The sequence below is a fragment of the Streptomyces fildesensis genome (genome assembly GCF_016107395.1).
Classification (GTDB): Bacteria; Actinomycetota; Actinomycetes; order Streptomycetales; family Streptomycetaceae; genus Actinacidiphila; species Actinacidiphila fildesensis.
Map to the genome: position 1 here is coordinate 35229 of NZ_JAAIKO010000003.1, position 12151 is coordinate 47379.

At 69.6% G+C, this 12151-nt stretch carries 15 protein-coding genes and 1 pseudogene; all 16 read left to right on the forward strand.

Annotated features, from left to right (window positions below):
• Positions 1-892: 892 nt before the first annotated feature.
• The 16 genes and pseudogenes from C6N31_RS06015 (at position 893) to C6N31_RS06080 (ending at position 11994) form a co-directional block, all read left to right on the forward strand.
• Positions 893-1189, forward strand: a complete 297-nt coding sequence (locus tag C6N31_RS06015; RefSeq protein WP_198357212.1) for a hypothetical protein — start codon at positions 893-895, stop codon at positions 1187-1189.
• The gene (locus C6N31_RS06020; protein WP_198357213.1) at positions 1186-1839 is read left to right on the forward strand and encodes a GGDEF domain-containing protein; all 654 of its coding nucleotides are present in this window, start codon (positions 1186-1188) and stop codon (positions 1837-1839) included. Before C6N31_RS06015 ends, C6N31_RS06020 begins: the two co-directional genes overlap by 4 nt.
• Positions 1836-2072, forward strand: a complete 237-nt coding sequence (locus C6N31_RS06025) for a hypothetical protein (RefSeq protein WP_198357214.1) — start codon at positions 1836-1838, stop codon at positions 2070-2072. The genes C6N31_RS06020 and C6N31_RS06025 overlap by 4 nt, the downstream gene beginning before the upstream one ends.
• Positions 2056-3132, forward strand: coding sequence for a DUF2637 domain-containing protein (locus tag C6N31_RS06030; protein WP_198357215.1), 1077 nt, complete (start codon positions 2056-2058; stop codon positions 3130-3132). The genes C6N31_RS06025 and C6N31_RS06030 overlap by 17 nt, the downstream gene beginning before the upstream one ends.
• The gene (locus C6N31_RS06035; protein WP_198357216.1) at positions 3132-3503 is read left to right on the forward strand and encodes an RRQRL motif-containing zinc-binding protein; all 372 of its coding nucleotides are present in this window, start codon (positions 3132-3134) and stop codon (positions 3501-3503) included. Before C6N31_RS06030 ends, C6N31_RS06035 begins: the two co-directional genes overlap by 1 nt.
• A 23-nt stretch (positions 3504-3526) precedes the next feature.
• Positions 3527-3799 (forward strand): hypothetical protein, encoded by a 273-nt coding sequence (locus tag C6N31_RS06040; protein ID WP_198357217.1) that lies wholly within the window; start codon positions 3527-3529, stop codon positions 3797-3799.
• Between the two features lie 100 nt (positions 3800-3899).
• Positions 3900-6152, forward strand: a complete 2253-nt coding sequence (locus C6N31_RS06045) for a P-loop NTPase family protein (RefSeq protein WP_198357218.1) — start codon at positions 3900-3902, stop codon at positions 6150-6152.
• 139 nt (positions 6153-6291) lie between these two features.
• Positions 6292-6588 carry a hypothetical protein gene (locus C6N31_RS06050; RefSeq protein WP_138356248.1) on the forward strand — a complete coding sequence of 99 codons (297 nt, stop codon included), beginning with the start codon at positions 6292-6294 and terminating at the stop codon, positions 6586-6588.
• Entirely contained in the window at positions 6579-6773 is a 195-nt protein-coding gene (locus tag C6N31_RS06055; RefSeq protein WP_138356247.1) for a hypothetical protein, read from the forward strand. The genes C6N31_RS06050 and C6N31_RS06055 overlap by 10 nt, the downstream gene beginning before the upstream one ends.
• A gap of 23 nt (positions 6774-6796) precedes the next feature.
• The gene (locus C6N31_RS06060; RefSeq protein WP_198357219.1) at positions 6797-7411 is read left to right on the forward strand and encodes a hypothetical protein; all 615 of its coding nucleotides are present in this window, start codon (positions 6797-6799) and stop codon (positions 7409-7411) included.
• 5 nt (positions 7412-7416) lie between these two features.
• Positions 7417-7794, forward strand: a complete 378-nt coding sequence (locus C6N31_RS06065) for a hypothetical protein (RefSeq protein ID WP_198357220.1) — start codon at positions 7417-7419, stop codon at positions 7792-7794.
• A gap of 146 nt (positions 7795-7940) precedes the next feature.
• Positions 7941-8318 (forward strand): annotated as a pseudogene (locus tag C6N31_RS45495) (DNA cytosine methyltransferase); the annotation flags it as partial.
• Positions 8269-8898, forward strand: coding sequence for a chromosomal replication initiator protein DnaA (locus C6N31_RS45500; protein WP_306664956.1), 630 nt, complete (start codon positions 8269-8271; stop codon positions 8896-8898). The pseudogene C6N31_RS45495 and the gene C6N31_RS45500, both read left to right, overlap by 50 nt.
• A 23-nt stretch (positions 8899-8921) precedes the next feature.
• Positions 8922-9080: a hypothetical protein gene (locus C6N31_RS45505; RefSeq protein WP_306664957.1), complete on the forward strand. Its 159-nt coding sequence runs from the start codon at positions 8922-8924 to the stop codon at positions 9078-9080.
• A gap of 87 nt (positions 9081-9167) precedes the next feature.
• Complete coding sequence (locus C6N31_RS06075; RefSeq protein WP_198357222.1) at positions 9168-10067, forward strand: bifunctional DNA primase/polymerase; 900 nt, start codon at positions 9168-9170, stop codon at positions 10065-10067.
• A gap of 370 nt (positions 10068-10437) precedes the next feature.
• Complete coding sequence (locus C6N31_RS06080) at positions 10438-11994, forward strand: YfjI family protein (protein ID WP_198357223.1); 1557 nt, start codon at positions 10438-10440, stop codon at positions 11992-11994.
• Positions 11995-12151: the final 157 nt, after the last annotated feature.

The following is a 12151-nucleotide window of genomic DNA, read 5'->3' on the forward strand; positions in this document are numbered from 1 at the left end:
TCTCCTCACTACATCTTGCGCAACCCTTCGTGCTGGTACATGCTGGCACGTAACAGCACGGAGTTGATCCCGGCAGATAGGGAGCTGCTTTAGCTGCTCAGTGCCCGCCTGTACCGGCGGTGTGGCAGTACCTGCACGGCACCCGGAGGCCGCTTGTTGAGGGCTCGAAGGCAGTGCTTGTTGCTTGAAAATCGAAGATCTGTTGCGTCTCGCTGGTGACGACCCCGGAGGTGATCCGGGAGGTGACAGCGGTTGAGCCGGCGGGCCCGCTAGGACGGGCCCGGGGTGAGCAGGGCAGATCAGAACGGCATTCGGAGCGGCCGGAACGCTCCGAGAACGTGGTTGGTGGTTGTTTCAGGGTGATACCGGAACAGCCCGGCCGGGCGAGCGATGCCACCCGTACCCGCAAGGGCAGACGGGCGCGACGACCCGCGGCAGCCGGACACGTATGGGGATCACACCGCCTCTCCCCGGCCAAGTAGGCGGTCACCCGATGGCACGTCGGGTGACGTATAGCGCACCCCAGCCTCTCCGCAGCGCATCCGTGCTGCGGACCGCGCTCACGACCTCTGCTCCGTCCACCTGGGAGTTGTTGTGTTCCAACGACATACACGGGCGCCGCTGCGGCAATCCGCCGCGCCGGCGCCGACCGCTTCGCTGAACGACCCGCTGCGGCGGTGGTGCCGGGCCTCATGTCCGGCGCTCCCGCGCGGCTGAACAGCCTTTCCGCAGCGCTACGGCGTTGCGGCCGGTTGCCTCCCCCGCCCGTCCAGTCCGTCTTGTACGGGCGGGGTGGCAGGGAGCCGGTTCGGCTTCACCCCGGGGCGGTCGCCTCTCGCCAAAGATCGCGGCCCCCCGGTTTCTCCGTCCCTTCGTCTACTGGAGTTCCGCCATGCGTTCGTACATCGGCAATCAGCAGGTAGTAGGCAGCGAAGAGTTCGAAGAGCTGGCACTCGGTATCGACCGGGCCCTGTTCCTCGGTGAGCCGGACGAGAACGGCGAAGAGCGGGCGGCGCGTGAGGCTGCGGCCCGCGACATCCTCGCGGACCTCATCGCTCAGGGCGAGGCCGGCGACGAGATCGCCGGGTGGGACGCGCTGTACGCCGAGGCGCTCACCCACACCGTGCATTTCCTGAATTCCTCTCGCACCCACACCGCCCAGGTATCCCGGGCGGTGGAAGCGGCATGAGTCAAGCGATGGCCGCTTTGGCCGCTGCTCTGCCGCTCGCGGCCGGATGGTCCGTCCATGGGCTGCGGCTGTACCACCGGATCGAAGCCACCCGCCGGGACCCGCTGACGGGCCTGTTCAACCGGGACGCGTTCACCGCCCGGGCCGGCCGGGCCCTGACCGGTGGCCGCAGCGCGGTCTACGTCCTGGACCTGGACCGGTTCAAGGAGATCAACGACACCCACGGCCACGCCGCGGGGGACGCGGTCCTGCGCACGGTGGGGCAGCGCCTCACCCTCTGGGGGCAGATCAACGGTCCCGTCATCGGCCGCTTAGGTGGGGATGAGTTCGCGGCCGTCAACGTTATCCACAGTCGCGCTGGGCTGCTGTGGATGCTCGGTGAACTGCTGCGCTGTCTGCGTGAGCCGATCGACTTCGAGGGCCACCGGTTGACCGTGGGCGCCTCCATCGGCGCCGTGGCCATCGACACCCGCACGGAAACCGCCGACCTGTCGGCGCTGCTGCGCCGGGCCGATGAGGCGATGTACGCCGCGAAGCAGGCTGGCGGTGGCTGGCAAATCGCCGATGACACCGCCCCGGCCGCCACGGTCAACGGCCGCCGCGCCGGCCGCCGAGGAACCCACCTGACCCGCACAGGAGGTGCCCAGTGACCGCCTTCGACTACGACGATTTCGACTACGACTACGCCTACTCCGGGACGACCGAGGACGACGACTGGACCGCGGACAACGGCGAGTGCGACCGGTGCACGATGGCACCGGGCGAGGTCATGGGGTGGTTCGGGATCTGCTGCGCCTGCTCCATCGGGCAGGGCGCCACCGAGGATGAGTGCATGTGCGGCCCTGAGGACATCGAGGGGGCTGGCCATGACGACCGTTCCTGAGCCGCTCCGGTTGCCGTCGCTGTCCCGCTTCGAACGGGCCCTGCTCGTGGGGGCCATCGTGTTGGGGGTCGGGGTCGGGGGGACCGGGTTCGCCGTGTCGTTCGGCACGGTGACGGCCGCCGCGGTGCGGTGGGGTTTCACCCCTCCGCAGATGCTCCCGATCGGCATCGACACCGCGATTCCGGTGTTCTCCATCGTGAATCTGCTGCTGATCCGTATGGACATGCCGCTTGCGTGGGTGCGGTTCGTGCCGTGGTTCCTGACCGGCGTGACCTGCTGGCTCAACATCGCCGCCGGACACTCCCTGTCGGCGAAGATCGCGCACGGCACTATGCCGCTGCTGTGGGTGGCACTGTCCGAGGTCGCCGCGCACGTCTACGCGGCCCGGATCGGTGCGGTGACCGGTCGGCGGATGGAGAAGATCCGCCGCTCGCGTTGGCTGCTGGCCTTCCCGTCGACGTTCGCGCTGTGGCGCCGGATGACGTTGTGGGAGATCACCTCCTACGCCGTGGCGCTCGATCTGGAGCGGGACCGGTTGTTGGCGCGGGCCGATCTGCGCGAGGAACACGGGCTGCTGTGGCGGTACAAGACTTCCCGCCGATCGAGGGTCCTGCTGAAGTTCGGCGAACTCACCCCCGCCCCAACCACCTCCGACGCAAACCAGGAGGAATACGCGGTAACAATCGGAAATCAGTCGATGTCTGACCTGCCGGTATCGACCCCGGAAGCCGACACACCGCAGCCGTCCTATCCGGCGCTCGAAGCAGCCGACCCGCACCCGACCGCCGACCCGATCGAACCCGTCACGGTGCAGCCGACTATGGCCGCCGCGCAGTCCAAGCGTCGGGCGACCGGTCGAGTCCCCGCAGCGGCCCGCAACCCCCGACCGACCCGCACCCCCGATCAACTCCTGACCGAAGCCCGGGAAGCCACCGCGGGATGGTCGGACGCCGAGTTGACCGCCGAAGCGATCCGCAAAGAGCTGCGGACCGCGCCGGCCAAAGCGCGGGTGGTGCGCGATGCGCTCAAGGCTGAGCGCGTCCTCGTTCACGCGCCCTGATGCGCTTCTACGACCCGGACGGGGTCCGGTTCGGCATCCCCACCTACCCGTTCCGTCTCGCCCCTGACGGCCTGGCGACCCGCCGCCAACTGCGCGCGACCGGGCTGCGGCCCGGCGGGCAGGGCATCTGCGCGCAGGTGATGTGGGCATCGCGCCGCTACGGCCGCGGCATCCGCGTCGCGTACCTGTACCGCATCGACCGGGCCCTACCGGTCCGGCCCATGACGCCGGCCAAGTGGGCCGCTCTCGCCGCGGCCAACACCGCCCGGCGCACGTGCCCGCACTGCCACACGGATGCCGGACACGTCATCCCCACGTCGCTCGGTGCCTGCGTGGCCTGCGCTTATCCCGAGGAACAGCGCGCCGCCTGACCCCACCTCGAAGGAGCATCACCATGCGTCCCGTCACCTTCAATTCCCTGGTCCGCTACACGGGCAGCAGCCGAACGGGGCACTGGCGTCCCGAGCGGATGACGGTCGATACCGCCCGCCAGTGCATCCGCCGGGGTCGGCGCGGTGCCGCAACCGTCCTCGTCTACGAGACGACCGACCGGGACGGAAACAGCGTCCACCTCGCGTACGTCCACTTCGGCCCGGGCCGGTGGTCCAACGCCGAGTTCGTGACCGACATCTACGAGATCCCGACCGCCGCGCTCACCGATATCTGAGCTGCGCAGGCACTGCTTCGCCAAGCGGGGGTCCGGACGGTCGGCGACCAAAGCGCCGTCCGGACCCCCTTCCACTCCCACCATGAGGAGCACCACCACCGTGTCTGAGACCCACGACTTTGACCAGCCGCGAGGAAAGCCGGACGGCCCGCAGCCGGACGACACCGACACCCTCACCGACTCGGCTTCGGTACTACCGTTCCCGCTCCGGAAGACGGCCACCGCCCCGGCGCCGCCCGTGCCGGAGGAGATCAAGCCCGGGGAGTGGCAGGCAGACCTTCCCGACGAGACCCCCGACGACGAGGGGGAGGTGTCGGAGGGTGACCCGGTTGACCCGCCTAAGGCCGTGTATCCGCCCTCGATCGCCGAGTGGATGCAGGCCCACGACAAAGCGCGACAGCCGGTCTTCCCGGACTGGGTGAAGCTGCCTGACCAGCGCACGGCGGTGCGCCGTTGGGCGGTGCGGCACTACTCGACCATGGCCGGGTACCACGCGTGGCGCCTGCCGTGCATCTACACACCCAAGCTCCTCGCCTACGCCCCGCGCGGGGCCTGGCGGTGGTCGACGGCCGCCGGGCACTGGGTGTTCGACGCCGAAGGCAAGAACCTGCGCCTGGCCGCGGTTGCTGCCGAGGACGCGGGCGAGTACCTGAAGTTGTCCCGGCAGCGCGATGCGCGGGTTCGCCTGCGCGGCATCCTCGCCAGTCTCACGGGAATCGTCGGTCTGACCGGGGCGCTCGTACTCTGGGTGATGGCGCCCGCATGGTTGCTGGCCCTGGCCGTGGCGACGATGACGACCACGTTGGGGGTGTCGGGTGCGCCGGCGGACCGGCCGCTGATCGACCGGGCGAAGGTCACGTTCCGCAAGCGGAAGCTGTCGTCCGACATCATCACCCGCGCGTTCACCGCGGCCGGGCTGACCGTCAAGGATCAGGGGATCGCGTTCCCGCGGCCCATCGGCCGGGACGGGGACGGGTGGCGCGTCATCGTCGACCTGCCCTACGGCAAGTCCTTCAACGACGCGTTGGGCAAGCGCAAGGCGCTCGCGTCCGGGATCGACATCGCCACCACGCAACTCTTTCTCGACCCGGATGTGTCCTCGGAGCGGCGGGTGTCGATGTGGATCGCCGACCGCGACCCGCTGGCGGTGCCGGCCGGGCGTTCCCCGCTGTTGGGGGCGACGCGGGTGGACTTCTGGAAGCCGTTCCCGTGGGGTGTCGATGAGCGCGGCAACCCGGTCATGGCCACGGTGTTGTGGCTGTCGCTGCTGGTCGGTGCCGTTCCGCGGCAGGGCAAGACGTTCTCCGCTCGCACCATCGCGCTGGCCGCGGCGCTCGATCCGTTCGTGCGGCTGATCGTGTTCGACGGGAAAGCCTCTCCGGACTGGCGCAAGTTCTCCCTGGTCGCGCACCGGATCGGCTTCGGGATCGTGCCGCGCAACGGCCTGGACCCGGTCGAGCTGCTGGTGCGCGCGTTGGAGGAGCTGAAGGGGGATGTGGAGGACCGGTACCACCGCTTGTCGGAGCTGCCGTTGCACATCTGCCCCGAGGGCAAGCTCACCCCGGAAATCTCCCGGGACCGGAAGCTGAACATGCCGCTCACTTTGGTGGTGGTCGATGAGGTGCAGGAGTACTTGCAGCACCCCGTCTACGGCAACGTCATCCTGGATCTGCTGGTCTACCTCGCCCGTGTCGCCCCGGCGGTCGGGGTGTCGGTGATGCTTTCGACGCAGAAGCCGGATGACACCGCGTGCCCGTCCAAGCTCCGTGACCAGCACCAAGCGCGCTTCTGCCTGCGGGTCGGTTCCTACCAGGTCTCCGAAGTGGTGCTGGGTGCCGGTTCCTACGGCGAAGGGCTGGACGCGTCCCGGCTGCTGAAGTCCCACAAGGGTGTGGGCCTGCTCAAGGGCATGTCCGACGACGCCGGGATCGTGCGCACCTACCTCGCGGACGGCCGCGACGCCGAGTCGATCCTGACCCGCGCCGCAGCCCTGCGCGAAGCCGAAGGCACCCTGACCGGAGATGCCGCGGGCGAGGAGCGGGCCACGCGCCGGGCGGACGCCATCTTGGACGAGGTGGCGGCCGTGCTGGGTCGCTCGGAGGCCAAGGTGTGGTCCGAAGTGGTGGTGGACCGCCTCGCTGAGCTGAACCCCGACGCGTACGGGGACTGGAAGGCGCTCAAGGGCCGCGCGAAGGCTGACCAACTGGCGACCGCGCTGAAGCCGTTCGGCATCACCACCGGCCAAGTGTGGGGCCAGACCGAGGCCGGTAAGGACGCCAACCGGCGCGGGATCGAGCGTCAGCACATCATCGACGCGATTACTCAGCGCAACAAGGAACGGGCCGAGAAGTAGCCCGAAGGGTTGCTAGGTCTAGCAAGCCCCCTCGCTAGACCTAGCAACCTCGCTAGCAACCCATTCGCCATCTGAGCAGGGACCTAGCACCTAGCGACTGACCTGCGAAAACCCCGAAAACCGGCCCTGGAGCCCCTTCATGACCCTCCCACTGCTTGCTAGCACCTTCCTCGCCATCGTCACACTGTGTTATATCGCTGTGTGTGCCGCACAGCCCTTCGGTCGCTGCCACAAGTGCGACGGGTTGGGCTTCCAACTCACGCACAAGCGCAACGGCAAGCCCAAGCGCGGCAAGCACTGCCGGCGCTGCGACGGCCACGGCATTCGCATACGCCGCGGACGCCACCTGTGGAACCTGTGGCGCCGCACCTACGAACGCGGCACCCGACCCACCCCGACCGCCACCCCCCGAACGGAGTCCCGCCCGTGGCTGTGACCGTCTCCCTCGTCCTGCTGTTCGGAGCCTTCCTTGCCCTGCTGCTCAAGTTCGGCTCTCTCAAGGCCGGCGCCTGCTTCGTCGCCGTGATGTTCGGGTTCCTGCTCGCCTCCACCGGCGCATCCGGACCCATCAACCACGGCATCGCCTCCACCGCCCAGACCATCGGCCACATGCGCCCCTGACCACCGGAACGGAGCACCACGCCGTGAATGAACAGACCACCGCCCGGCACTGGCTCACCGACGCGGCACCGAAGGCAGCCCCGGCCATCGCCACGTCCACCGTGCTGATCCTGGCCCGCATCTGGAACGCCAACGGCGCCGAACACAGCACCGGCGACGCGTGGCTGATGGGAATCCTCGCCACCGGCGCGGCCATCGCCGGCGGGTACTCGGCTTCCGGGTACAACGGCGACGGCACCGCGACCGCCATGGCGTTCACCGCCGCCGGAACCCTGGCATTCGCCGGAGTCGCCGCCTACGCGGACGGCCTGCCGCTCCCCCTGCCGCTCTGGACGATCGCCACCGTCCTGGCCTACACGCTGGCAGCCCGGTACTGGCGCACCGACCGCCGCGAAACCCTCGCCTACGACCGCCGCACCACCGAACGCCACGAGGACCACCGGCACATCGAAACAGTCGAGGTCATCCGCGCACGGGCGCAGGTCGAAAGCGCGCAGGCCGGGGGCGCCTACGCCACCGCGCTGGCCGCAGCCCTCACCGCCCGCGCCGCCCTGCCGGGCTTCGACCCCGCCGCACTCGACCGCGCCGGGCTGCCCGAACTGACCGCATCCGACGACGACCCCGACAGGAAGTGGTGACCCGCATGTTGTCGCCTGAGGAGTACGCCGATGCCCCGCCGATCATCCGCGAGATCAACACCGTCCTGCACCTCGTAGCGGCACTGCGGATCTCCTACACCCCCGAACGGGAGCGGGAGTTGCAGCTCCGCAAAGCCGCGCTGCTGGACCGCATCGCCCTGGCCACCCCCGACGACACCGACGCCGCCGATGTGGCCGCCGACGCCGCACAAGCCCTCTTCGACCTGGACAACGGGGAAGTCAAGACCTCCGGCGACCATCCGCAGGACGAAGTGCTGCGGACGCTGTACGGGCAAATGAACGACTGGATTCGGGGTGGCGGACCACGCCGCTACGTCCGGCAGCAGTACGCCGCCTACTCCGACGGCCCGCCCGTCACCTGAATGTGCCCGGGGCGGTCGCCTCTCGCCAAAGGATCGCGACCGCCCCGGTTTCTCCGTCCCTTCGAAGAAACAGGAGAACCCCCGGCATGAGCCCTCCCACCGCCTTGCGGCTGGGTTCGTTGTGTACCGGTTACGGCGGTCTGGACATGGCCGTCCGATCCGTGTTCGGCGGTGACCTCGCGTGGGTCGCCGACAACGACCCGGGCGCCGCGAAGGTCCTCGCCCACCATCACCCGAGCGTCCCGAACCTGGGCGACATCACGTCCGTCCGCTGGACGGACGTGGAACCCGTCGACATCGTGCTGGGCGGGTATCCGTGCCAGCCGTTCAGTACCGCCGGCCGCAGGAAGGGAACAGCCGATGCCCGCCACATCTGGCCCCACATCGCCACCGCCCTTGGCGTTCTACGACCCCAGCTCGCGGTCTTTGAAAACGTCGCAGGGCACCTTTCTCTCGGATTCGATGCCGTCCTCGGTGACCTTGCCGCGCTCGGGTTCGATGCGCGGTGGTGCACTGTTCGCGCGTCCGATGTCGGCGCCGCCCACCAGCGCAACCGGCTATTCGTCCTCGCCTGGCCTGCCGACACCGGCCGCCCGGGACTGGCGCGGTGGCGGGCAGAGCGGACAGCTTCCCACCGCGGTATCCCTGCTCCCGACGCCCTCGACGTCGGAGGCGACCGGAGCAGGGCACGCGGCACAGGGCGGGATGAACCTGCGACACGTCGTCTCGCTGCTTCCCACCCCACGGGCGTCGGCCAACGAGAACCGGCAGACCAAACGCAGCCCCTCGCAGGAAGCCGGGACGCACGGCCTGAGCCTGGCAGCGGAAGTGTGCTCGCTACTGCCGACACCCGCGGCAGCCGACGCGGACCGGACCAGCACCACCTACGGGCGGGGCAATCCGACCCTGAAGGGGGCGCTGCTGCCGACGCCACGCGCGTCGGACGGGGACAAGGGCGGCCCGAACCAGCGGGGTTCCAAGGGGGATCTGACGCTCCCGTCGGCGGCGCACCGGATTGGGGCGCCTACGGCCCCGCCATCACTCGCTGGGAACACCTCAGCGGGCGGTCCGCACCCGCTCCAACCAACGCTCTGGGACGCCTGAACCCCGTATTCGTCGAATGGCTCATGGGCCTGCCCGCCGGTCACGTCACCGACGTGCCCGCACTGTCGCGCACCGCTCAACTCAAAGCGCTGGGCAACGGGGTGGTACCGCAACAGGCCACCCACGCCCTGCGCTCCTTGCTCCAACCCGCCCATGGTGACGCTCTGTCCGACGTCGCCTGAACACATGCCCGGGGCGGTCGCCTCTCGCCAAAGACCGCGACCGCCCCGGTTTCTCCGTCCCTTCGAAGAAACAGGAGAACCCCCAGCATGACCCATCAACCCCCCAATCCATTCCTGACGGCAGCCCTTCAAGCCTCTGAACGGGGCTGGCCCGTCTTCCCCCTGCGCGTCGGCGACAAGCCCCCCGCCCTGCATGGCGAGACTTCCTGTACCGGGTCCGGCCCGTGTGCGGCCGGGCACCGCAAGTGGGAACAGCAGGCCACCACCGACACCGGGCGCCTTCGGGCCGCGTGGGCGGTGCGCCCGTTCAACATCGGGATTGCGACCGGCCCGGCCGGGCTGGTCGTGGTCGATCTGGACATGCCCAAGGCGAAGGACCCGAAGGGCACGCCGTGCGGCGTGACGACCTTTGCAGCGCTCTGCGAGCGCGCCGGACAGGCCGTGCCCGCCACCTACCGGGTGCGGACTGCGAGCGGTGGCCAGCACCTGTACTTCACCGCCCCGCACGCGGTGCGGCTGCACAACACCCGCGACCATTTGGGCAAGAAGATCGACACTCGGGCGTGGGGCGGGTACGTCGTCGCCGCCGGCAGCGCCACCCGGGCCGGGGCGTACACCGTCCTGGACGACCTGCCGGTAGCACCACTGCCCGCATGGCTTCAGGAAGCACTCACCCCCACATCGGCCGCCCGGCACACTCCCACGGTCCGGGTAGCGCGCGACGCCTCCTCCTACGCCGCGGTGGGGCTGCGCAACGAGGAAGCCGCGGTGCGGGGCGCCGTGGTGGGTGAGCGGAACGACAAGCTCACCCGCGCCGCCCGTGCAATGGGCCGGTTCGTCGCCTCCGGTGATCTCGACCGCGCCGAAGTGGAGCAGGCTCTTAATTGCGCCGGTTTGGCGGCCGGGCTGTCGGAGCGCGAGTGCAGGGCCACGGTCACGCAGGCCCTGAACTGGTCTATCGCCCGCAACTCGGGACGGGCCGCATGACGGCCACCGGCGCGGAATCCGAAGCAATTAAGAGCCAACAACTGAGCCTCACCGGCGGCCCGGACGCGTCCCCTGCCAAGCCCACCGCCGGCCGGGCGGTGGTTGCCCGAAAGTCGCCGGCCGCAGGCCGTCCTTTCAAGCCTGTCTGCCCTGACCCGACCACCCCCGCCGGGCCCGCGTGGGTGGTCGGGTGGATCCACATCGTGGCCCCCAAGCCCTGGACGGCCCCGGTATCCGCGCACGCGTGGTGCGCGTGCGGCTTCGAGCGCCGCGCCCGCGACCGGCGAAGCGTCTTGCGCCTGGTGGAACAGCACGTCGCGCGCCGCACCCAATGCCCGCTCCGCAACCCCGTCGAAGGGAGGCAGGCCGCATGACCACTCAACCTGTGGACGACGCCGACCTGTGGGCCGCATTCCCCGCCGTGGACGCACCCGACACCGTGCCGACCGACGCGCCGTGGGAAGACCCGCTACCGCTCAAACGGCGCCGCCAACTCCCCGACTTCCCCGTCATGGCCTTCCCCGCATGGCTGCGGGACTTCACCGCCGCCGTGGCCGAGGAAACACAGACCCCCGTAGACCTGGCCGGGTGCGTCGCACTGGCCGTGCTGGCCACCGCCGCGGGCGGCCGGTCCGTGGTGCACGTCCGGGGGCGCTGGCGCGAGCCCACGAACCTGTTCACCGTGTGCGCGCTACCCCCCGGTAACCGCAAGTCCGCCGTGTTCGCCGCGATGAGCGACCCGCTCTACGAAGCGGAAAAGCAGCTCAAAGCCCAGGCCATGCCCGCGATCATCGAAGCCACCCTGACCGCGAAACTCGCCGAGGACGCTGCGGACAAAGCCACCCGCAAGGCCGCCGCAGCATCCGGCACAGGGCGCGATCAATTGATCGCCGAAGCGGTCGGTATGGCTCAGGCCGCCGAATCCCTCTCCATCCCGCCCGAACCCCAATTGCTCGCCGACGACGCCACCGCGGAAACCATCACGTCGTTGATGGCCGATCAAGGCGGACGCATCTCGCTGATGTCCGCGGAAGGCGAGATCTTCGACATCATCGCCGGACGCTACTCCGGCGCCCCCAACATGGGCCCCTTCCTCGCCGGGCACGCGGGAGACCGGCTGCGGGTCAACCGGCAGACCCGCAAGGAGTACATCGACCACCCCGCGCTCACCATGGGCCTGTCGGTGCAACCGGCCGTCCTGGACGGCATGGCCAAGATCAAAGGGGCCAAGGGCCGCGGACTGCTCGGCAGGTTCCTGTACTCCCTGCCGGAATCCCTGCTCGGGCAGCGCAAGACCCTGCCCGAGCCGGTGACCGAAGCGGTTGCGGACGCGTACGAGCGCAACGTCGTCACGCTCACGCTGTCCCTGGCGGGCTGGACCGACCCCGCCCTACTTCAGCTCACCCCGGACGCCGACACGGTCCTACAGGGCTTCCAGGAGCGCTTGGAGCCCAAACTCGCCGCCCGCGGCGGGTCTTTGGGGCACATCTCCGACTGGGCATCCAAACTCCCCGGCGCCGCCGTCCGCATCGCCGGACTCCTCCACCTGGCCGAACACCTCGACCGCGGCCACAACCAACCCGTCACCGCAGACACCATGAAGGCCGCCATCACCCTCGCCGACTACTTCGCCGGCCACGCGCTCGCGGTATTCGACCGCATGGGCGCCAACGAAGCCGCCGACCGCGCCCGCACCGTCCTGGACCTGCTACGCGCCAACCACTGGCCCGAAGTCAGCAAACGCGACCTGTTCGCCAAGGTCAGCCGCGCCGAGTTCCCCGCGGTCACCGACCTGGACGCGGCCCTGAACGTACTGGAAGACCACGGCTACGTACGCGTCCAAGCCGCCCCACGCACCACCGGCCGCGGCCGACCGCCCTCCCCCCGCTACACCGTCCACCCGCACCTGACCGACCCCGAAGCCTGACCCGCCGCCGCAGAAACCGCAGAATACGCAGAAATACCCCGCACCACCCCTGACCTGCACACACGCACCAACACGCGCCACAGCGGGCGCCGCCGCAGAAACCCCGGAAACCCCCGCAGAAATACCCGGGCCCACCACCCTGCCGTTGGGGCATCCA